This window comes from Paraburkholderia fungorum, assembly GCF_046026025.1.
GTDB lineage: Bacteria > Pseudomonadota > Gammaproteobacteria > Burkholderiales > Burkholderiaceae > Paraburkholderia > Paraburkholderia fungorum_E.
Genome location: NZ_JAQQFL010000026.1, coordinates 71,492 through 92,136, shown reverse-complemented (window position 1 = coordinate 92,136; position 20,645 = coordinate 71,492). Strand labels below are relative to the sequence as shown.

Below are 20,645 nucleotides of genomic sequence, written 5' to 3'. Positions count from 1 at the left end.
TTTTGGCTTTCTACAGTGCGTCAACACTTGCGCTGCGCCCGATTTCGTCGTGACGCGGACGAAGGAAAATCCAGGAGCCGAAACTATGAGCATCGTCGCTGAACCGTCACCGTCTACCGAGTTGCGCAAGGGGGCGTTGGGACTGGGCTTCATCATCTTCTTCGTGATCTCGGCGGCCGGACCGCTGGTCGCGATCGCAGGCGGCTTTCCCATCGGCATCATGCTCGGCAACGGTGCGGGCACGCCGGCCTTGCTGATCGCCACTGTGGCGATCCTGCTGATGTTTTCCGCGGGCTATACCGCCATGTCGCGGCACGTGACCAACGCGGGTGGCTTCTACGCGTTCACGGCTCGGGGTCTCGGCGGCACGGCGGGTGGCGCGGCGGCATTGATCGCGCTGCTCGGCTACAACACGATGCAGATCGGCCTGTACGGCATGTTCGGCGCGGTGGCCTCGGACTTCCTGCACGCCCACTTCAACCTCAATACGCCGTGGTGGATCTGCTCGCTCGCTGCAATGGCGAGCATCGGCGTGTTCGGCTACCGGCAAATCGATCTGTCGGCGAAGGTGCTTTCGCTGCTGGTGTTCGGCGAATACATCGTCGTGTTGATCCTCGATCTGGCCATTCTGAAGAGCGGCGGCGATAGCGGCATTAACGCGGCCTCGTTCACGCCGCACACCATCATGAGCGGCACTCCCGCGATCGGTTTTCTGTTCTGCTTCGCCAGCTTCATTGGTTTCGAAGCGACGACGATCTATAGCGAAGAGGCGAAAGACCCGCAACGCACGGTGCCGTTGGCGACATACATCTCGGTGCTGCTGATCGGCGTGTTCTATGCGTTCTCCGCGTGGTGCATGGTGATTGGCGCGGGCAGCGACAAGATCGTCAAGACGCTCACCGCGTTGAGCGATCCGACTACCTTCCTCTACACCCTCTCCGATCACTACGCCAACAAGACGCTGACCGCGGCGATGAGCGTGCTGTTTATCACGAGCGTGTACGCGGGCCTGCTGGCTTTTCACAATTCGGCGTCGCGCTACTTCTTCGCAACCGGCCGCGAGGGTTTGCTGCCGCAAGCACTCGGTCGCACGCATCGTGTGCATTGCAGTCCGCATATCGGCTCGCTGGTGCAAACGGCGGTGGCGGCGATCGTGGTGCTGGTGTTCATCGTCGCGCATGCCGATCCGGTTCTGACACTGTTCTCCTGGCTCACGAACGTGGCGACTCTTTGCATTATCGCGTTGATGGCGCTTTCTTCAGCCGCCGTGTTCGTGTTCTTCAAACGTATCGGCTATGACGACGTGAGCGGGATGCGCGTGGCGGTGTTGCCGGTGCTGTCCGGTCTCGCACTGGCGGTTGTGCTGGTGCTCGCAATCGTGAATTTTCCGCTGCTGACCGGTGCGGGCGCAGGTGTTTCGTACGCGTTGACCGCATTGCTGCCGGTTTTCGCGGTGCTTGGCGTATTCGCGGCGAAGCAACTCAGGCAACGCGACCGTGGCGCGTTCGAGCGGCTAGGGCGCTCAAGGTTGTAAAGCGCTTCGTTAAGGCCTGGCGGCGACAAGACTTGATTCGAGGTCAGGAAAACATCGTGGAAATGGAGATCAAATGAGTTTTCGTACCATCTTTGCCGCAACGTTCGTAGGCGGTGTATGTTCCGTCATGATGCCGCTCGCGCAGGCGGCGCAGGCGGCAGACACGGCGGTATCGGCGTCCTCATCTGCTGCACCGGCGGCCAAACCCGGCGCGCGTCCCAATGTGCTGCTGATCGTCGCCGACGACGTCGGTCGCTCGGACCTCGGCGCATTCGGCAGCGAGATCGCCACGCCGAATCTCGATGCACTGGTCGCGCACGGCCGTTTGCTCGACACGATGTATGTCGCACCGACCTGTTCGCCGACCCGCTCGATGCTGCTCTCCGGCATGGACAATCACCTCGCCGGCGTGGGCAATATGGCGGAGATGATCACACCGCACCTGACACCCGAAGAGGTCAATCACCCAGGCTACGAAGGCGGCTTGAATCAGCGCGTGGCGGCATTGCCGGAAATCATGAAAGACGCCGGCTACTGGACCGTGATGGCCGGCAAATGGCATCTGGGCGGCAGCGACGGCATGCGTCCTGACCAGCGTGGTTTCGATCGCTCCTATACGTTGATTAACGGTGGCGCATCGCATTTCAGGCAGAAGGTGATGGCGATCACATCGGATGCGCCGGAGCCGACTTATCGCGAGAACGGCAAGAAGGTCGAACTGCCCGCCGACTTCTATTCATCGCGAACGTACACCGACAAGCTGATTGCCTACTTGCAGGATTCGCAGCGCGGCGGCAAGCCGTTCTTTGCGTATGCGGCCTATACAGCGGCGCATTTGCCGCTGCAAGCCCCAGACGACGAATTGCAGAAAGTGCGCGGCCATTACGACGTCGGCTATGACGTCATCGCCCAGCGCCGGATCGACAAGATGAAGCGCCTCGGCCTCGTCCCGAACGATGCGAAGCCCGCACCGCTGCCCGAAGGCACCAAACCGTGGAGTGCCCTGAGCGCCGACGAGAAGGCGCGCTCGGCCCGTACGATGGAGGCTTACGCAGCGCTGGTCGCCGATCTCGACCGTAACGTCGGCCGCCTGATCGACTACCTGAAAGCGAGCGGCCAGTACGACAACACGCTGATCGTGTTCCTGTCGGACAACGGCCCGGAAGGCAACAAATGGGACGAGGACGCCGGCAACGCCAAGTGGATCGCGCAAACCTTCGACAACTCGCTCGATAACATCGGCCGCGCCAACTCGTTCGTATTCGAGGGACCGGCGTGGGGGCAGGTGAGCGCACAGCCGTTCCGACTCTTCAAGGCCTACACTAATGAAGGCGGAATCCGGTCGCCGGCCTTCGTTTCGTTTCCTGGGCATATTCAGGCAGGCAAGAGCGAACAGGTGCTCACTGTGAAGGATCTGACGCCGACCATTCTCGACTTCGCCGGCATCACGCAACCCGGTATCGAATTCCACGGCCATACCGTGCTGCCAATGCAGGGTATGTCGATGAAACCGTATCTGACCGGTGAGCGCAAACGCGTGCATGTGGAGGACTACGTGTACGGCATGGAACTGATGGGGCGTAACGCACTGCGCAAAGGCAACTGGAAGCTTGTCTATTCCTACGACAACGGCAAGGGCCACTGGCAACTGTACGACCTCGCGCACGATCGCGCCGAGCTGCACGATCTTGCCGCGAAGCGCCCCGAGGTACTCGAGCAGATGCTGACCGAATGGGCGCAATACGTGCAGCAGAACAATGTCGTGGAGACGTGGCGCGATACGTCTTACCCGCGCATGGATTACTGAGGAGTGCCGGCATGAGCATGCACATCCGGAAATCGATCGTGCGATATGTGCGATATGGGGCAGCGGTTGCGTGTGCCGTGCTGACTCAGGCGGCGCTGGCGGCGACGGTGGCGGCCGGTGCCGCACCGCAAGCCGTGCCGCCGCTCGGCAGCCTGCAGGCGTGCAAGGCGTTCAACGGCTTGCCGCCGGCATCGTCGGAGAACGATCAGGTACGTGTGCCGGCCGGCAGCTTCGTGATGGGTTCGGACGGCGGCTATCCGGAAGAAGCGCCGGCTCGGCGGGTGAAAGTGGGCAGCTTCATGATCGATCGCTACGACGTGACGAACGCGGAGTTTGCCCGTTTCGTTGCGGCAACCGGTTACAAGACGCTCGCCGAACGCGGACTCGATCCCAAACGCTATCCGTCGTTACCGGCGGAGATGACGCGGCCCGGCTCGACGGTGTTTTTGCCGCCGAAGGATCTGCTGGTCGGCGCGATGCAGTGGTGGCATTTCATGCCGGGCGCCGACTGGCGTCATCCCACCGGGCCCGGCAGTTCGATCGACGGACTCGGCAATCATCCGGTCGTGCATATCGCCTATGAGGATGCGCTGGCATACGCGAAATGGCGTGGCCGCGATCTGCCGACCGAAGCCGAGTACGAGTACGCGGCGCATGGCGGTACGTCGACCACCTATCCGTGGGGCGACACCTTCGCGATCCGCTCGAAGATGATGGCCAACACCTGGCAGGGCGCCTTTCCGTTTCAGAACACCGCGAAAGACGGCTTCGTGTCGACGTCGCCAGTCGGCTGCTTTCCGGCCAACGGCTATGGCTTATATGACATGGTCGGCAATGTCTGGCAGTGGGTGAAGGATCCGTGGCAGCAGAACCACGCGCAACGGGCGAGCGAGCCGCCGCCGAACCCGAACGTCGATCTCGAAGACGCGCTGGTGGCGAAGGCGCGCAGCACCGAGCTCGGCACCATCAAAGGCGGCTCGTTTCTCTGTTCGCCGATCTATTGCAAACGCTACCGGCCGAGCGCGCGTCATGCGCAGGACGTGACGATGGGCACCAATCACATCGGATTTCGCACGCTGCTGAGATTGCCTGGGTCATAGACGCGCCGGCTTTGACGCCGTGCGCAAAACCATAATCATCCGGATTGGGAGAGTACTTTTGAAATCACGAGAAAAGGCCGTGAGGATGACGCTCGTCGCCGCATCCTGCGCCGGGTTGTTCGGCGTGCCGCTCGCCGCTCATGCGCAAAGCCGCGTGACCCTGAGCGGCATTATCGATGCGGGCATCCTGTACGCAAACAATAGCGGCGGCCATTCCGACTGGTCGACGACAAGCGGGCAATTGACGGCATCGCGCTGGATCATGACCGGCAATGAAGACCTGGGTGGCGGATCGCACGCGATTTTCCGCTTGATGAGCCCGTTCAATATCCAGAACGGACACGGCACCGGTCGCGCGTTCAACGTCGCCTATGTAGGCCTCGCCGACGATCGCTTCGGCACGGTGACGGTGGGCCGGCAGTGGGACACGACAATCGACACGGTCTCGGGTTTCGCGACCAACGAAACATGGGCCGGTTATATCGGCGCCCATGTCGGCGATGCGGACAACACCAATGCGAGCTTCAAGGTTAGTAATGCCGTCAAATACGCGAGTCCGCAATTCGCCGGGCTGAGCTTCGGGGCGACCTATGGCTTCAGCAATCGGGCGGCGGCCTCGGACGGATCGTCGGGCTTTGCGAATAATCGCATGATGAGCGCCGGCGCGGCTTATACACGTGGATCGTTTGCGGCAGGCCTTGGTTTTCTGCAGGCAGATCGACCCGACGCGCAGCCTGCCGGCGCCCTGGGTGCGCCGGGTGCCGGCGTGTACGACGACTATGAGAATACGTTTTCGAACAGTATCGCCAGCACGGCAGGGGTAAAGCGGCAGCGTATCTGGCTCGCCGGGGCTTCGTATCAGTTCTTCGGCGCGCTCACATTGGGCGGTATGTACTCGAAAACGCAGTACCGTTATCTGGACGCAACCGCGTTGACGCTCGATAACTATGAGGCGAACCTGACGTGGCAGATCACGCCGTCCTGGCAAACCGGCGTGGCCTACATTCGCACCAATGGGCGCTACTCAGGCAGTGGCACAGGCGATGCGCAGCCAGGCTGGGATCAGATCAACCTCGGCACGGAGTACGCGATATCCAGGCGCACGACGCTCTATCTGATCGGCGTTGCGCAGCAGGGGCGTCATGCGGTGGCGCAGATTTATGGCGTGTCGCCGTCGAGTACGCGTCGGCAACTGGTGGTGACGTCAGGCATCCAGCATCTGTTCTAAACGGATGGGCACGGCACGGCGGCACGGCGGCGCTGTGGCGCGCCGTGCCGGTGTTTTCGTTATCCTCACCAGCCCTGAAAACGGCGCCACTCGGCGCTGTCGCCATCCGCCGAAACAGCGTGATACTCGGGGAATTGCGCGCCGGTCGCACATGCGTGATTGGGCAGGATGCGCAGTTTCATGCCGATCGGAAAGCGCTCTGCGATGTCGTCAACCTGCACGCCTGCTTCCGATGACGACAGAATCCCGTGCTCCTGATTGGCGCCGCTCACCACATAGCCGCCAAGCGGAGTGCCGTTCAGCAGGCAGGGTTGGCCGTAGCCGAAATCGTGCGGCTGCTTCGAGGTGCCGCGATCGCGACTCATCGCCATCCAGCCTGCGTCGAGAATGGCCCAGCCTTTATCCGCCTGATGCCCGATCACGGTGGTGAGCACGCTGAGCGCGATATCTTCAAGCGCGCACACGCCGACGTTGTGCATGACCAGATCGAAGAACACGTAGACGCCTGCGCGCACTTCGGTCACGCCATCCAGTTGTTCGGCGGCGAGGGCGGTGGGCGTCGAACCGACACTGACGGCCGGGCACGCAATGCCCGCGTCACGCAGGCGTTGTGCCGCGCGCACGCAGCCGGCGCGTTCCTGTTCCGCCAGCGCGGCGAGTGCAGCCGGCGTATGAAGCTCGTAGCTGGAACCGGCGTGAGTCATCACGCCGCCCACGGTGACGCCATTCTCATGCAGGATCCTGCCGACTTCGAGCAGCGTGTCCTGTTTCGGTGTAATGCCGGAGCGGTGGCCGTCCGTGTCGACCTCGATCCACACTTCGAAGCTTTCGCCGTGCTGGTCCGAAAATGCGGCGATGGCCGCGGCAGCGGTCGGGTTGTCGACCACGAGTTTCAGATCGCAACCCTGGCGGCGCAGCGCCAGGGCGCGCGGCAGCTTGGACGGGGCGATGCTGACCGCGTAAAGGATATCGCTGACGCCGGCCGCAAAGAAAGCCTCGGCTTCTTTCAGGGTCGAGACCGTAATGCCACGTGCCCCGGCGGCGATCTGTGCACGGACCACGTCGATGCATTTAGTGGTCTTGACGTGCGGGCGAAATGCAACGCCCAGTGCGTTCATGTGAGCCTGCATCCGCGCAATGTTCTTCTGCATCCGCGGGATGTCGATCAGCGCGGCAGGGGTGTCGATATGGTCGAATTTCATGCTTTCACCGGGAAATAGGGTGGCTTGGGACTGCCCCGAACTGGCTGAGCCACGGCACCAGCGCATCGAGCGTCGGCGACTCCACCTCGGGCGGTTGCGCGCCCGCCACCAGCGGCAGGCCCACGCGGTTATGCCAGTAGGTTCGCAAACCGAGCGCGGCCGTGCCGAACATGTCGTAGCTGGAGCCGGCCACGAACGCGGCTTCATGGGCACCGACGCCGAGTTTGCCGAGCGCGAGCTGGTAAGGCAACGGGTCCGGCTTGTACATGCCGGCTTCTTCCGCTGTGACGATAGCGTCCCAGTGGATGGGGAAAAGCCCGGTAGCCTGGGTGCCGAGATGAATGGAGCAGTTGGTGACGATCGCCAGTTTGCAATGCGGGCGCAGCGCCTGCAACGTGTCGAGCGCGCCGCTCCAGGGCGCGAGCTTCTGCCAGTTGGCTTCGAGCGCGATCGCCGCGGATTCCGGCAGCCCAACTTCAGTGGCCGCTTCTCGCACCAATTGTTCATACGCAATGTAGTGGCCGCAACCGTAGGTCCGGCGCAAATAGGCCGCACGCCAGGCACGGCCCGCCGATTCCGAGCCCGCGGCGTGATTCCATGATGTCCACGAGTCGAGCAGGGCGGTCAGGAGGTCGAAGAGGACTGCCTTGGGATAAGCGTTGGGGGACGATAGTGAGGTCATGATTTAACCGGCAAGGGACGGTGAGCCGATTATAAAGTTTCGTTGTTCGCGTAGCGTTCAGTCCGGCTAACTCTCAAATTCAGTCTGAATGAATCTGCCGTGTCTGACGTGATTTTCCGCGTTTCAACGTCTATCTTCTCCACGGCGGCAATGGCCTGAATCTGCTCTGTAAATACTGCATGAAATGGCGCGTGCGGGCCGGCAATCCGGCTCGCTGATGCGTGAGTGCGATCACGTTGGCGTCCGGCGCTTTCCAGCCTGGCAGCAGGCGCACGAGTCTTCCCTTCGCGATGTCGTCGGCCACGTCCCATTCGGAGCGCAGGATCACGCCGCGGCCTTCGCACGCCCATTGGCGGATCACGTCGCCGTCGTTGCAGCTCAGATGCGGAGAAACGCGCACGCTGCGACGCGTGCGGCCCTTGCTGAACTGCCACAGCGAGACATCCTCGTTGTTCTCGCGCAGCACGATGCACGGCAGTCTGCCCAGTTCTTCCGGTGACTCCGGGAGACTCATGCGCTTGAGTAGCGCCGGCGCTGCGCATACGAAGCGCGCGTTCGGTGCAATCGCGTAGCCGATCCGATTCGATACCGGCAACTCGCCGATATGCACGACGATGTCGAAGCGGTCGATCGTCTCGGTCAACGGCTGATCGGACAGCGTGAGCGCTACGTCGATATCCGGGTTCTGCTGCTGGAACTCGGCGATAACGGGTGCCAGGTGGCGCCGACCGAATCCCAGCGGCGCGTTGATCTTCAGCGTGCCGGTCAGACCGCCCCGGTGGGTCTGAAAGTCTTCGAACAGCGAGTCGAACTGTTGGACCAGTTCGGCGCCGCGTTCGCACAGCAGCGTGCCTTCTTCCGTGAACTGCAGACGGCGCGCCGTACGGTTCACCAACTGTGCGCCCAGCTTCTTTTCCAGTTGCTGCAGGCGCTGGGTTACCGCCGAGGGCGACAGCCCCAGTTTTCGCGCTGCGGCGATCAGGCTGCCACTTTCGCGGATGGTCAGCAGAAAGCGGATATCGGCCGAGTCGTTCATGGTGGGAATTTTAGTGGCCCCGGTCGCATTCTCAACGTGACCAATGCTTATGTACCGCTCGAGGGGCGCGCATAACTCGATACATAGTCGTATTCCTGCGTGTTCACATGGGTCAGCCGGTACTCGACCGGTTGCTCATTGTAGGAATACGCGATCCGCTCGACTTCGAGTACGGGCGCGCCAGAGGCAAGTTCGAGCAGGCCGCTCTCGAGTTCGCTCGCCTGTCCAACACGCACCCGCTCGTCCGTGCTGACCACGTTGATGCCGAACGTATCCTGATAGAAGTTGTAGAGCGTGTTGGGACGATTGCGCAGTGCGGCTTCCGTGAGGTCAGGAAAGCGCGCCTGCGGCACCACGATGTTCTCGACGATCACGACCACGCCGTGCAGCGCAAGCTGGTTCGTGAACTGAAAGACCGGTGCTCCCTCGCTGATTCGCAGCCGCGCCGCGACTTTCTGGGTCGCCTTCGCTTTACGGAAGTTGACGAGACTCACCGTGGGATAGGTCTTGTCCCCATCGTTGCGCACGATGCGAAAGAAGCGGAAGAAATGTCGATCGCGCTGATGCATCGCGACGAACGTGCCGAGGCCCTGGTGCCGGATGAGGATGTTCTCGGCGCACAGTTCGTCGATGGCCTTGCGCAGCGTACCGATCGAGACGCCAAAGCGTTCTGCGAGACGTTTTTCCGCCGGAATCGCCTCGCCGCCCTTCCATTCGTGCGCCGCGAGCGCCGCCAGCAGCGCGCTCTTCACTTCCTTGTACCGTGTGCCGCCGACGGCGGCTGGCGTTTCCGTCATGGTGCTCATGGTTCTCCCTGAATTCTTGTGAAACGCGTTGACGCGATTTTACGGCATAACATGACTCATGTAACACATATAGATAATCTAGTTGACATGGATGAATTTGACGCCTAGGATGACTTCAACACAACGCAGCGGCGACATGCGATGCGCCGCGCGGCACGCACTGGCCGCTTATTGAACTCAACTATTCAACCAGCCAACCAGTTAACCAGGAGACGCAGATGAGTTACGCAGCAGCAGAACAGAAAGGCGCCGCGAGCACGGCGGCTGAAACGGGTGAACGCAAGACGATCCACATCGTGTTGCACGAGGCGAGAGACACGGTGGGCGTGGCCGTTGTGGAGGGGATCCAGGCAGGAACGCAACTGAACGCATGGATCATGGATGAGGACGAGATCGTGACCGTGGCCGCGAAGCAGGACATTCCAATCGGCCACAAGGTGGCGCTCAAGGACATGGCCGTCGGCGACACCGTGTTCAAGTACGGCGTCGATATCGGCAAGGTGGTCGCACCGATTACCGCAGGCGAGCACGCCCACGTGCACAACATCAAGACGAAGCGCTGGTAAGACGCGTGCCCCCTGAGCAGCAAAAAAACATTTCGCTTCCCCATATCGAGAGAGACACCATGAGCGTCATTGAACTGGATACGACTTTCCGCGGCTATCGCCGCAGCAACGGCCGTGTGGGCGTACGCAATCACGTGATCATCCTGCCGGTCGACGACCTGTCGAACGCGGCGGCGCAGGCAGTCGAGAACAACATCAAGGGCACGATGGCGCTGCCGCATCCGTATGGCCGTTTGCAGTTCGGCGCGGACCTCGACCTGCACTTTCGCACGCTGATCGGCGCGGGCAGCAACCCGAACGTCGCGGCGGTCGTCGTGATCGGCATCGAGGAAGGCTGGACCAAGCGCGTGGTCGATGGCATCGCGGCGTCGGGCAAGCCGGTCATGGGCTTCGGCATTGAACTGCACGGCGACCACGACACGATCATGCGGGCTTCGAAAGCAGCGAAAGAGATGGTGCAATATGCGACCTCGCTCGAGCGCGAGGAATGTCCGCTTAGCGACCTATGGGTATCGACGAAATGCGGCGAGTCGGATACCACCTCCGGTTGCGGCGCGAACCCCACCGTCGGTAACGCGTTCGACAAGTTATACGGCTTCGGCACCACGCTCGTGTTCGGCGAGACCTCGGAGTTGACCGGCGGCGAGCAGATTGTCGCCGCGCGCTGCGCGAACGACGGTGTGCGCGAGCGCTTCCAGTTCATGTTCGATCGCTACCAGGACATGATCAACCGCTGGAAAACCGACGACCTGTCCGAGTCGCAGCCGACCAAGGGCAACATCGCGGGCGGCCTCACGACTATCGAGGAAAAGGCGCTCGGCAACATCCAGAAGATCGGCAAGAAATGCATGGTGGACGGCGTGCTCGACAAGGCCGAAATACCGACGCATCCGGGTCTCTGGTTCATGGATTCGTCGTCCGCCGCGGCCGAGATGGTCACGCTGTGCGCGGCCTCGGGTTTCGCGGTCCATTTTTTCCCGACGGGCCAGGGCAATGTGATCGGCAACGCGATCGTGCCGGTCATCAAGATCTGCGCGAACCCACGCACCGTGCGCACGATGAGTGAGCATATCGACGTGGACGTGTCCGGCATCCTGCAGCGCGAACAGAATCTCGACCAGTCCGGCGACCGCCTGCTCGAATGCATGCTCGCCACGGCGAACGGCCGCTGGACCTCGGCGGAAACGCTCGGCCATCGTGAATTCGTGCTGACGCGGCTGTTCGAAAGCGCCTGATACGTCTGATACGCCGCAAGCACCAACGCAATACCGCACCAACGCAACACCGCGTCACCGATAGCAGCAGGGAAAACGAAGTCCCCGTCCGGTGCGCGCCGGCACGACACCGCTCGACGAAGCGGCGCGTGCCGTACGGCGCGCCCGTCTATCTTCTGGCAGCAGCGAGTGGAGGAGACACCATCTTGCGCGTGCTCAAGCATCTCTATGTGCAGGTCCTGATCGGACTTGCGGCCGGCATTCTGGTCGGTCATTTCGCGCCGTCGCTCGGCGTTCAGTTCAAGCCGCTCGGCGACACATTCATCCGCCTGATCAAGATGCTGATCACGCTCCTGATCTTCTGCACGGTGTCGGTTGGCATTGCGCGCATGGAGAACCTGAAACAGGTCGGGCGCGTGGGCTTCAAGACCATCCTCTATTTCGAAGTCGTCACGACGATCGCGCTCGTCATCGGCCTTGTGATCGCGAACCTCGTGCATCCGGGCGCGGGTCTGAACATCGATCCAGCGACGCTCGATGCGAGCGGCGTGACGCGCTTTGTCAGCGAGGCGCATACGCAGGCGCAGACGAGCTTCCTCGATCAGATCGTGCCGAATTCGGTGGTCGGCGCGTTCGCGCGCGGTGATCTGTTGCAGGTGCTGCTCTTTTCGGTGTTGTTCGGAATTGCGTTGTCGATCATGTCGGGGCGCAGCCGGATTCTTCAGCGAGGCATCGAACAGTTCGGTGACGTGCTGATGCGGATCGTCGAGATGATCATGCGGCTCGCGCCGCTCGGTGCTTTCGGCGCGATCGCATTCACGGTCGGCAAGTACGGCATCGCGAGTCTCCAGCAACTCGGCCTGCTGATCCTGTGCTTCTACATCACGAGCATCCTGTTCGTCGTGATCGTGCTGGGCACGGCATGCCGCTGGGCGGGCGTGGGTCTCTGGCCGCTCCTCAAATACCTGCGCGAAGAACTGCTGATTGTACTCGGCACGTCGACCACCGAATCCGTGCTGCCACGGCTGATGGAGAAACTGGAGCGGCTCGGTTGCCCGAAGTCGGTGGTCGGTCTTGTGCTGCCCACCGGCTATTCGTTCAACCTCGATGGCGCTGCGATCTACCTCACGATGACCTCGCTCTTCATCGCGCAGGCGACCAACACGCACCTCACGCTGATGCAGCAGATCGGACTGCTTGCGATCCTGATGCTGACGTCGAAGGGCGGGGCGGGCGTCGCGGGCGCGGCGCTCGTTGCACTGACGGCGACACTCTCGACGCACAACATCATTCCGGTGGCGGGCATCACGCTGATCATCGGCATCGACCGCGTGCTGAACGAAGTGCGCGCGATTGTGAACATGATAGGCAATGCCGTGGCGACGCTAGTGGTCGCGCGCTGGGAAGGCGTGTTCGATGTTGAGACGGCGCGTGCCGTGCTTGCGTCGCCGCGCACCGAAGCGCTACAGGAAAGGACGGATGAGGTGGACGGCGCGCTGATGCCGCTGTCTTCGCGTCAGGCGATGCGCGAGGGCCACAAATGAGCGATCCGGACCTGCGGTACGTGCCCTCTGATGAACTGGGCAAACTGGCTCGCGCGGCCTTGCTTGGAGCGGGCGCGACGCCAGCGACCGCCGACGCTACGGCGCGCGCGCTCGTCTACGCGGACGCGCGCGGGCTCGCGTCGCACGGCGTGGCGCGCCTGCCGATGTACCTTGCGCAACTGCGCAACGGCCGGGTCGATCCGGCGGCGGTGCCGGGCATCGTACGCGACAAGGGCGCCGCTTTTCTGGTCGATGCCGCCGACGGCCTGGCGTTCGCGGCCTGCGAGCTGGCAGTTGCGACCGGCATCGAACGTGCGCGACAGTTCGGTACGGCAGCGGCGAGCATCGTGCGCAGTCATCATTTTGGCGCGGGGGCGTATCACCTCGAAGCAATCGGCGCAGCCGGGCTCGTCGGCCTTGCGTTCAGCAATGCGCCTGCGTCGATGCCCGCCTGGGGCGGCAAGAAGCCGCTCTTCGGCACGAACCCGATCGCCGCCGTCTTTCCCCGTTCGAAGGGCCGGCCGCTCACCATCGACCTGTCGCTATCGCAGGTGGCGCGCGGCAAGATCATGGTCGCGGCGCGAGACGGCAAACCGATCCCGCAGGGTTGGGCGACGACCGCGGACGGCCAGCCGACCACGAATGCGCAGGCCGCGCTCGACGGCATGATGCTGCCGTTCGGCGGCGCCAAGGGGGCGATGCTCGCGCTGATGGTTGAACTGCTGGCCGCCGCGTTATCGGGCGCGCAATTCGGCGCGGAAGCGGGATCGTTTCTTACCGCCGAGGGCGCACGTTCGCGCGTCGGGCATCTCTTCTGGATCATCGACCCGGCGGGATTGGCGGGCACCGCGATCTACGAGGCGCGGATCGAGACGTTGATCGACCTGATGCTCGCGGACGAAGGTGTCCGTCTGCCGGGTTATCGCCGGGATGAGATGGCCGGGGCTGCCACGCGCGATGGCATCGGCATACCGGCAACGCTGCTTGCGCAACTGGAGGTGCTTGCCGCAGCCGCAGGGTAAACTGATGCTTCCGTAACGAAGCCGACAGCCCGACTCGCATGCCGAACGATCCAGCTTCCCAGCCAGCCGACGACCCGCAACACAGTGCCCTGAAACAAGGGGTATTTCTGCACACGGGCTGGCGCAGCGCGGGAACGTGGATCTGGTCGCGCCTGCGCGCGCTCGATTCCGTGACCGGATTCTACGAACCGCTGAGCAACGTGCTCGCCGATCTGAGCCTCGCCGACGTTTCCGCCTCCCGTCCTACCCTGACCTCCGGACACCCCCCGCTCGCCGCGCCGTACTTCGAGGAGTACCGGCCGTTTCTGCAGGAGAGCGCGCGCGGCGTAGCCGGATACAGCAAGCGCTTCGGCACGGATCGTTTCTCAGTGGTACCCGACGCGGAATTCCCCGCGTTGCAGGCCTATTTGACCCATCTGTGCGAGCGCACTGCCGGCGAGAGCCGCGTACCTGTCTTCAAGTTTTGCCGCTCGTCGGGCCGGCTGCCGTGGCTCAGGCGCGCCTTCCCGCAAGCCATGCATGCCGCCGTGCTGCGAAATCCCGCCTCGCAGTTTGCCTCGGGATGGCTGCTTAATCAGCAATGGAGCAATCCGTTCTTCGTGGCCGCGCCGTTCCGGGTGCTGGGTCTGAATCAGTCGGAGCCACTGGTCCGGCAGGCCATCGAGATCTGCGGCGTGAGCCTGCCGCCCGTTGCGCAGGCTTCGGATGACGCTTACGCCATGGCTTGCGAGCACTATGCGCGCACGGCGGAGGGCAACAACGCCTATCGGGCGTTCGTCGCGCTATGGATTCTCTGCGCGTTGCGGATGGCGGATGGCGTCGATCTGATGATCGACGTCGACCGCCTCGGGCAGTCGCGTGACTATGCGGATGAACTGCGCGCCGGGTTTCTGGCCCAGAGCGGCTTGTCGCCCGATTTCAGCAGCGCGCGCGATCTGGTCGAGGAAACGCGTCGCAGCGCGGCGCGCATGGCCGGGATCGATGGGCGCTCGATGCGGGCGGTTCATTCCGCGGCGCTGAAATTCCTCAAGGCGCAGGGCGGTGTGGATGCCGGTTTTGCGGAACTCGTTCGGCAGAAGATGGTGCTGGCCAACGAACTGACCGAGCAGTGGCACTGACCGTACTATGAACGCGGCGATACGCATCGCCGCGTACCGGTGCACAACGTGATGGCGCCGTACCGCACGGGGCGGCGTTTTCCCGGATAGCCGCCGTTTCGTATGCCTCGCGGACCTCGCCGGCCAATACAGTTGCCATGCAAAAAACAATACAGTGAGGCGCGGTTTTATTGTGCTGTATCGGGAATATGACCGGCACCGTCGATACAGTTGGCAGGTCTTGATGGAGCCTGCCGACGAGCCAGGGACCGCCTGGCGCAGTCCCCTCCATTCCCCCGCTCGCGTGCAGTGCGACGTCGCCTGATCTTTTTGCTTTTGGCCCAGTGGCCCGCGCTCGCGGCCTATCCCGAACTCGAGGTAACGAAATGAATGCAGTGAACGAACAAGCGAAGTTGTCGGTGCAGCAATTGGGCCACTACATCGGCGGCGCGCCGGCTGCGTCGAGCAGCGGCCGCTTCAAGGACGTATTCAATCCGGCGACCGGCCAGGTGACCGGTTCGGTCGCGCTGGCGTCGGTCGAGGAAGTGGACGCGGCGGTCAAGGCCGCGAAGGCCGCTTTTCCCGCCTGGAGCGAAACCGCGCCGATCAAGCGCGCCCGCATTCTGTTCAAGTTCAAGGAACTGCTGAACCGGCATCACGACGAACTCGCCATGCTGATCACGCGCGAACACGGCAAGGTGTTCACGGACGCACAAGGCGAAGTGGTGCGCGGTATCGAAGTGGTCGAGTTCGCCTGCGGCATTCCGAACTTGCTGAAGACCGATTTCACCGACCAGATCGGCGGCGGCATCGACAACTGGAATCTGCGTCAGGCGCTGGGCGTGGTGGCGGGGATCACGCCGTTCAATTTCCCGGTGATGGTGCCGATGTGGATGTTCCCGGTGGCGCTGGCTTGCGGCAACACGTTCGTGCTGAAGCCGTCGGAACGTGACCCGTCGGCGGCGTTGCGCATTGCCGAACTGCTGAAGGAAGCCGGTCTGCCGGACGGCGTGTTCAACGTCGTGAACGGCGACAAGGTGGCGGTGGACGCGCTGATCGAACACCCGGACGTTGCGGCGCTGTCGTTTGTCGGGTCCACGCCGATTGCCGAATACATCTATACGGAAGCGTCGAAGCGCGGCAAGCGTGTGCAGGCGCTCGGCGGTGCGAAGAATCATCTGGTGGTGATGCCGGACGCCGATCTGGACCAGGCGGTCGACGCCCTGATCGGTGCCGCCTACGGTTCGGCGGGCGAGCGCTGCATGGCGATCTCGGTCGCGGTGGCGGTCGGCAATGTCGCCGATGAACTGATCGAGCGCCTGGTGCCGCGCGTGAAGTCGCTGGTGATCAAGAACGGCGAGCATCTCGACGCCGAAATGGGTCCCTTGGTTACTGCCGAACATAAGGCCAAGGTGGCCGGTTATATCGATTCGGGCGTGGCAGAGGGCGCGAAGCTGATCGTCGACGGGCGTGCTCATCCGGTTACGAAGGAAGACGGTTTCTTCATCGGCGGCACGCTGTTCGACCAGGTCGGCACCGGGATGAAGATCTACAAGGAAGAAATCTTCGGGCCGGTGCTGGCGGTGGTTCGTGTGCCCGATTTCGCGAGCGCGGTTGAACTGATCAACGCGCATGAGTTCGGCAACGGCGTGTCGCTCTTCACCTCGGACGGCGGCGTGGCGCGCGCGTTCGGCCGGCAGATTCAGGTGGGCATGGTCGGCATCAATGTACCGATTCCGGTGCCGATGGCATGGCACTCGTTCGGCGGCTGGAAGCGTTCGCTGTTCGGCGATCACCATGCGTATGGCGAGGAAGGCGTGCGGTTCTACACGCGCTATAAGAGCATCATGCAGCGCTGGCCGGATAGCATTGCGAAGGGCGCGGAGTTCACGATGCCGGTCGCGAAGTAGGCAATATTTGTATTGGCCTGGACTTGATCTGACAGATAGTCGGGTGCGCCTGCATGCCAGGTGGTGTGGCAAGGGTGCAGCCTCAGGGCTGCACCCTTGCCGATTGTTCGATCGTGATCAAGGCAGCGATAGGCCATTCTGTATCCGATCCAGTGATCGCATCGCATGGCATCGTGCGCTTCCTCATGGGGCATAACTGAACTCCCACTGCTGGTAACTTTGCGCCGCGGCAAATGCTATCGGATTCGTTGTGAATCCGGCCACCTTGACCGGTTTGCGCCGCGATGTACTGCGTACCCCCATCACGCCGCCGCCGGGCGCGGGAATGGGCACGAAAGCCTGCCCTGTTATCGGATCTGGATAGAGCCTGCGCAGATAGCGGCGTATCACGGGATAGCGCGGGTCGCGCAGTAGATCGTCAAGTTTCTCTGGATACGGTCGTGCACCGACCGGCGTACTCTGCCAGTATTGCCGGATTGCGTCCTGATACTGATTGCCGGTGTACAGCAACTCAGCTTCCCGAGCGCGCTGGTTTGACTTCGCCACATTCTCAAGCAGCCTGCCAAGACCGAGCGTGATGAACAGCACCATCAGCAGTGCCCAGAAGTACGCTACGCCTCGTTGGCGTCCAAAGCGGGAGAATCTGTTCACCACGAGTCGTATTCCGTGCCGTCCAGCGCTTTGCCTCGCGCGCCACTCCTGACGTCGACGACAGTTTTATCGTCTTCATCGGCGCCCGGCACCGGCACCCAGCTATCGGAGCGATTGGTTACAGGGTCCGTCGGTAGTGCTCGCAGATAGCCGTGCTCGGTTAGCGCGGAGAGGTTTCCCGGGTACTTGCCCGTATCGCTGTAATACTCGTCCATCGCCCGGCGCAAGACCGATAGATTGGCTTTCAACGCAGCTTCCTTTGCGCGGTCGGTTTGATGAACATAGCGCGGCGCGACAATCGAGAGCAGCGTCGCCACGATCGCGAGCACCACCAGCAATTCAATCAGCGTGAAGCCACGATTCTGCTTTTGCAGGGCCCTCTTCATTTCACCATTGCCGATAAGGGATGCCGTTGGTTCCCTTCCGGTCACTCAGCGAAAATACGTCGTACACATCGCCATCGTCTCGTGGATCGTCGGCTTCGCTGGAGTAGCTGCGCTTACCCCAGCTGTCTTGAGCGGGCGCCGACGGCGCAGGATTCATCGGATCGCGCGGCACACGGCGCAGAAAGTAAATCTTCTTACCTTTCGAATCGCGCTGATTCACGACGCCGGTCACCAGTTCGTTCAGGGATTTTGGGTAACCGGTCGAATCGTGTGAACGTGCAATCCGGCCTTCGTCACCGGCTTGTTTGTAGGCATCAATCGCAGTCCGGATCTCTCGCAACGCCTCTTTTAGCTCGTGCTCCTTCTCACGCTGCTGATGCAATTTGACGAACGGTGTCGCAACCGACGCAATGATCGCCACCAGCGCGACCGTGACGATCATTTCGATCAGGGTAAATCCGGAATCCAGGGGCTTCTGCTTCATCTTACGGGGAAACGACGATCTGTTTGGGGAGGCCCACCGTGGTGGCGATCTGTGCGTGGTTTTCTTTCTCCACCTTCAGGTTCTGCAATGACAGATTGACTGGCCCATTCGATGGGTGATTCGCCTGAAACGTGATCATTGCGAGCGAACCATCGGCGACCGCTTTACCAATCGAAATATGAAGACTATTACCGCTCTGCTTCGCATCGAGCGCAACGCCGGCGCGTGGCTCAACCTTGAGCAGTTGGATATCGGGCTGGTCCAGCACGAGATCGAGTTCCGCTGTTTCAAAACCTGAGCCATTGGCCAGCAGGTTGACAGTAAAGCCAGTTTTCGGCGCAGCCTGCGAAGGCACGGCAATATCGAAACGGACCGCGTCTGCCCGATCCTGTGGGTTTTGCGACGTACCGAGAGCCCGAGCGCCGGAGGATGACGCGATCGCAGCGGAGCGCGGCCCTGAAGCTGCCGATGACGCGGTGACTGCGGTATCCCCCGTTGAAGCAGCCGGAGGAGGCGGGCTATCTGAATCGCTGTACTGTGCCGCGGGCGTCAGACGTAGCGGTCGAGTCGACACCTGCTCGGCGGTTCCGCTCGGGAATGCTTGCGCGTAGGCGTTCGGCATCGCCAGCGAACGCGCCACATGCGGTGTAATTAGCAAAACAATTTCGGAGCGGGTATTGCTATCGCTATCGTTAGAAAATAGCCGCCCGAGCACCGGGATTTTTCCCAAGCCAGGAATATGGGTACCGGATTCCTGGCTGTCGGTTTTGATCAATCCTGCCAGCGCCTGGGTTTCACCTTCGTGCAGGCGCAACACCGTATTCGCGTTGCGTGTACCGATCTGGTATGCAAGCAGGCCGGTGGCGGATGAGCGGACTTCCTTGACAATATTGCTTACCTCCAGCGCGACTCGCATCGTCACATCATTGTCGACATGAATTTCAGGTTCCACCTCTAGTTTCAAGCCGACATCGAGATAACTGACCGACTCGGTGATCGCGTTGGAAGTCTGATTCACCGTAGAGGTGATCACGGGTACCTTGTCGCCGATCAGCACACTGGCCTTCTCCCGATTGAGCACGCGAATGCGCGGATTGGCCAGCATGTGCGTACTGCCGCTGGTCTGTCGCAGGTTCAGGACAGCGAGAGGGTCGGGAAAGGTCAACGGGAAGCTGTTCTTGTTCAGGCCTTTCAGTTCATCGATGGTCAGGCTGGCAGGCACACCCGCTGGCCCAACAAGGCTCGCGCTGACACTAGTGGGAAACTGGATGCCGAGGTTAAGCAGGTCGTTGGAATTGACCTCCAGGACTTCCACATCGAGGATCACCTCGGGGCTGGCAATATCGTATAGATCGAGCAGACGAACAATGGTGTCCTGGACCGATTCGGTGTCACGCACCACTAACATTTTGAGCCGGTCATCTACATATATCGACTTCGGCGCTACCACCGCGCGTAGCATTTCCTGGACTTTCTTTGGATCGGCGCTGTTCAGGTAATAGGACCGCACGACCAGGTCGTCATAGCGCTTCCTTTTCTCGTCGGTGGCTGGATAGATAAGAACTGTGCTGTCGTTCAGGACCTTCTTGTCGAGTTGCGAGGTCTGCAGAATCAGGTTCAGCGCGTCGATGACGGTGGTATTCCTTGCGTAGATAGTGGCGCGTAGCTCGGGACTCACGTCCTTGTCCAGCACGAAGCCGATGCCGGACGTCTGCGTCAGGATCGAAAGGATAGAGCGGATGTCGACATCCTTCAGTTCCAGCGTAACCGGCGTCTGCAACGATTGGTTTAGTGCCGGCAGCATCATGGTGGCACGTGTGTATTGCGCGTCGATCTGCTGCAACATCTGGCGGGCCTGCGCATGGCCGGGATTTTCCGACATGATGGCATTCAGTAATTGCCTTGCTGTGGCCGCATCGCTTTTGCCGAGCGCTGATCTGGCCTCTTCCAGTTCAGTCTTTTCGCGTTGCTCACGAGCGATCAACGCGACGCCACGCAGTGCTTCCGTATTCTGCGGGTCGTAATGCAACACGTCCTGATATGCTGCGAGCGCTTCGTCGGCATATCCGTTATAGCGAGCCACCGCTGCCTTTTGCATCAGCGATTGCACTTGATGATCGCGCTGGGCAATGAACTTCATTCGGTACTGTTGCGGATTTTCCAGTGATGCCTGCTGCATCCGCCCCAAGCCTTCGCCGACCTTGCCTTCCTTTAGTAGCTTGTTGCCATCGCGCCAGTCGTTGTAGCCGGCACAGCCGCTGACGCCGGATACCAGTGCACCAATGCATAACGCTAGTGCAAGCCATTGCACGTATGAGAGTGCGTGCGCGCACAAATGCTGATACCAGAACCGCTCATTGCTCATCCGTCTGCCTG

The 20,645-nt window shown here is 61.7% G+C and carries 18 protein-coding genes; 10 read left to right on the top strand and 8 right to left on the bottom strand.

The genetic code is table 11. From position 1 onward, the window contains the following. The first annotated feature begins 85 nt into the window (after positions 1-85). The 4 genes from PQR67_RS25595 to PQR67_RS25580 all read left to right on the top strand — a co-directional run bounded on the left by PQR67_RS25595 (position 86) and on the right by PQR67_RS25580 (position 5,669). Positions 86-1,534, top strand: a complete 1,449-nt coding sequence (locus PQR67_RS25595; protein WP_408465363.1) for an APC family permease — start codon at positions 86-88, stop codon at positions 1,532-1,534. A 73-nt stretch (positions 1,535-1,607) separates the two neighbouring features. Beyond that, positions 1,608-3,341 carry an arylsulfatase gene (locus tag PQR67_RS25590; RefSeq protein WP_408465361.1) on the top strand — a complete coding sequence of 578 codons (1,734 nt, stop codon included), beginning with the start codon at positions 1,608-1,610 and terminating at the stop codon, positions 3,339-3,341. A gap of 11 nt (positions 3,342-3,352) precedes the next feature. After that, positions 3,353-4,441 carry a formylglycine-generating enzyme family protein gene (locus PQR67_RS25585; RefSeq protein ID WP_408465359.1) on the top strand — a complete coding sequence of 363 codons (1,089 nt, stop codon included), beginning with the start codon at positions 3,353-3,355 and terminating at the stop codon, positions 4,439-4,441. A gap of 58 nt (positions 4,442-4,499) precedes the next feature. Further along, on the top strand, positions 4,500-5,669 hold the full coding sequence (locus PQR67_RS25580; protein ID WP_408465357.1) for a porin: 1,170 nt from the start codon (positions 4,500-4,502) through the stop codon (positions 5,667-5,669). A 65-nt stretch (positions 5,670-5,734) separates the two neighbouring features. Here PQR67_RS25580 and PQR67_RS25575 read toward each other — a convergent pair whose 3' ends face one another. The 4 genes from PQR67_RS25575 to PQR67_RS25560 all read right to left on the bottom strand — a co-directional run bounded on the left by PQR67_RS25575 (position 5,735) and on the right by PQR67_RS25560 (position 9,395). Then, the gene (locus tag PQR67_RS25575) at positions 5,735-6,871 is read right to left on the bottom strand and encodes a DSD1 family PLP-dependent enzyme (RefSeq protein WP_408465355.1); all 1,137 of its coding nucleotides are present in this window, start codon (positions 6,869-6,871) and stop codon (positions 5,735-5,737) included. Positions 6,872-6,875: 4 nt separating this feature from the next. Next, positions 6,876-7,553, bottom strand: a complete 678-nt coding sequence (locus PQR67_RS25570) for an HAD family hydrolase (RefSeq protein WP_408465353.1) — start codon at positions 7,551-7,553, stop codon at positions 6,876-6,878. Between the two features lie 130 nt (positions 7,554-7,683). Continuing rightward, positions 7,684-8,589: a LysR family transcriptional regulator gene (locus tag PQR67_RS25565; protein ID WP_408465351.1), complete on the bottom strand. Its 906-nt coding sequence runs from the start codon at positions 8,587-8,589 to the stop codon at positions 7,684-7,686. 47 nt (positions 8,590-8,636) lie between these two features. Further along, positions 8,637-9,395 carry a GntR family transcriptional regulator gene (locus PQR67_RS25560; RefSeq protein ID WP_408465349.1) on the bottom strand — a complete coding sequence of 253 codons (759 nt, stop codon included), beginning with the start codon at positions 9,393-9,395 and terminating at the stop codon, positions 8,637-8,639. A 296-nt stretch (positions 9,396-9,691) separates the two neighbouring features. Between PQR67_RS25560 and PQR67_RS25555 the strand changes: the two genes are divergently transcribed. From PQR67_RS25555 to PQR67_RS25530, 6 genes are all read left to right on the top strand, one after another. Further along, the gene (locus PQR67_RS25555) at positions 9,692-9,961 is read left to right on the top strand and encodes a UxaA family hydrolase (protein WP_266241527.1); all 270 of its coding nucleotides are present in this window, start codon (positions 9,692-9,694) and stop codon (positions 9,959-9,961) included. A gap of 59 nt (positions 9,962-10,020) precedes the next feature. Continuing rightward, a complete protein-coding gene (locus PQR67_RS25550; protein ID WP_408465347.1) occupies positions 10,021-11,196 on the top strand; it encodes a UxaA family hydrolase in 1,176 nt (391 codons plus the stop codon). Between the two features lie 185 nt (positions 11,197-11,381). Then, complete coding sequence (dctA, locus tag PQR67_RS25545) at positions 11,382-12,719, top strand: C4-dicarboxylate transporter DctA (protein WP_408465345.1); 1,338 nt, start codon at positions 11,382-11,384, stop codon at positions 12,717-12,719. After that, on the top strand, positions 12,716-13,741 hold the full coding sequence (locus tag PQR67_RS25540) for an Ldh family oxidoreductase (RefSeq protein ID WP_408465343.1): 1,026 nt from the start codon (positions 12,716-12,718) through the stop codon (positions 13,739-13,741). The genes dctA and PQR67_RS25540 overlap by 4 nt, the downstream gene beginning before the upstream one ends. A gap of 38 nt (positions 13,742-13,779) precedes the next feature. Next, positions 13,780-14,859 (top strand): dienelactone hydrolase family protein, encoded by a 1,080-nt coding sequence (locus tag PQR67_RS25535; protein WP_408465341.1) that lies wholly within the window; start codon positions 13,780-13,782, stop codon positions 14,857-14,859. A gap of 365 nt (positions 14,860-15,224) precedes the next feature. After that, entirely contained in the window at positions 15,225-16,748 is a 1,524-nt protein-coding gene (locus PQR67_RS25530; RefSeq protein ID WP_408465339.1) for a CoA-acylating methylmalonate-semialdehyde dehydrogenase, read from the top strand. 183 nt (positions 16,749-16,931) lie between these two features. Here the strand turns inward: PQR67_RS25530 and PQR67_RS25525 are convergent, their stop codons facing one another. From PQR67_RS25525 to PQR67_RS25510, 4 genes are read right to left on the bottom strand one after another with little or no spacing between them, the layout of a single operon-like run. Next, on the bottom strand, positions 16,932-17,339 hold the full coding sequence (locus PQR67_RS25525; protein WP_408465337.1) for a type II secretion system protein: 408 nt from the start codon (positions 17,337-17,339) through the stop codon (positions 16,932-16,934). A gap of 56 nt (positions 17,340-17,395) precedes the next feature. Then, entirely contained in the window at positions 17,396-17,785 is a 390-nt protein-coding gene (locus tag PQR67_RS25520; protein ID WP_408465335.1) for a type IV pilin protein, read from the bottom strand. A gap of 1 nt (position 17,786) precedes the next feature. Next, entirely contained in the window at positions 17,787-18,269 is a 483-nt protein-coding gene (locus PQR67_RS25515) for a type II secretion system protein (RefSeq protein ID WP_408465333.1), read from the bottom strand. A gap of 1 nt (position 18,270) precedes the next feature. Next, complete coding sequence (locus PQR67_RS25510; RefSeq protein WP_408465331.1) at positions 18,271-20,634, bottom strand: secretin GspD/PilQ domain-containing protein; 2,364 nt, start codon at positions 20,632-20,634, stop codon at positions 18,271-18,273. Between the last annotated feature and the right edge of the window lie 11 nt (positions 20,635-20,645).

Excerpts from the sequence above, each read along its gene's own strand:
- PQR67_RS25595 (WP_408465363.1), top strand. The coding sequence starts at position 86 with ATGAGCATCGTCGCTGAACCGTCACCGTCTACCGAGTTGCGCAAGGGG.
- PQR67_RS25590 (WP_408465361.1), top strand. The coding sequence starts at position 1,608 with ATGAGTTTTCGTACCATCTTTGCCGCAACGTTCGTAGGCGGTGTATGT.
- PQR67_RS25585 (WP_408465359.1), top strand. The coding sequence starts at position 3,353 with ATGAGCATGCACATCCGGAAATCGATCGTGCGATATGTGCGATATGGG.
- PQR67_RS25575 (WP_408465355.1), bottom strand. The coding sequence starts at position 6,871 with ATGAAATTCGACCATATCGACACCCCTGCCGCGCTGATCGACATCCCG.
- PQR67_RS25570 (WP_408465353.1), bottom strand. The coding sequence starts at position 7,553 with ATGACCTCACTATCGTCCCCCAACGCTTATCCCAAGGCAGTCCTCTTC.
- PQR67_RS25565 (WP_408465351.1), bottom strand. The coding sequence starts at position 8,589 with ATGAACGACTCGGCCGATATCCGCTTTCTGCTGACCATCCGCGAAAGT.
- PQR67_RS25560 (WP_408465349.1), bottom strand. The coding sequence starts at position 9,395 with ATGAGCACCATGACGGAAACGCCAGCCGCCGTCGGCGGCACACGGTAC.
- PQR67_RS25550 (WP_408465347.1), top strand. The coding sequence starts at position 10,021 with ATGAGCGTCATTGAACTGGATACGACTTTCCGCGGCTATCGCCGCAGC.
- PQR67_RS25540 (WP_408465343.1), top strand. The coding sequence starts at position 12,716 with ATGAGCGATCCGGACCTGCGGTACGTGCCCTCTGATGAACTGGGCAAA.
- PQR67_RS25535 (WP_408465341.1), top strand. The coding sequence starts at position 13,780 with ATGCCGAACGATCCAGCTTCCCAGCCAGCCGACGACCCGCAACACAGT.
- PQR67_RS25530 (WP_408465339.1), top strand. The coding sequence starts at position 15,225 with ATGAATGCAGTGAACGAACAAGCGAAGTTGTCGGTGCAGCAATTGGGC.
- PQR67_RS25525 (WP_408465337.1), bottom strand. The coding sequence starts at position 17,339 with ATGGTGCTGTTCATCACGCTCGGTCTTGGCAGGCTGCTTGAGAATGTG.
- PQR67_RS25520 (WP_408465335.1), bottom strand. The coding sequence starts at position 17,785 with ATGAAGAGGGCCCTGCAAAAGCAGAATCGTGGCTTCACGCTGATTGAA.
- PQR67_RS25515 (WP_408465333.1), bottom strand. The coding sequence starts at position 18,269 with ATGAAGCAGAAGCCCCTGGATTCCGGATTTACCCTGATCGAAATGATC.
- PQR67_RS25510 (WP_408465331.1), bottom strand. The coding sequence starts at position 20,634 with ATGAGCAATGAGCGGTTCTGGTATCAGCATTTGTGCGCGCACGCACTC.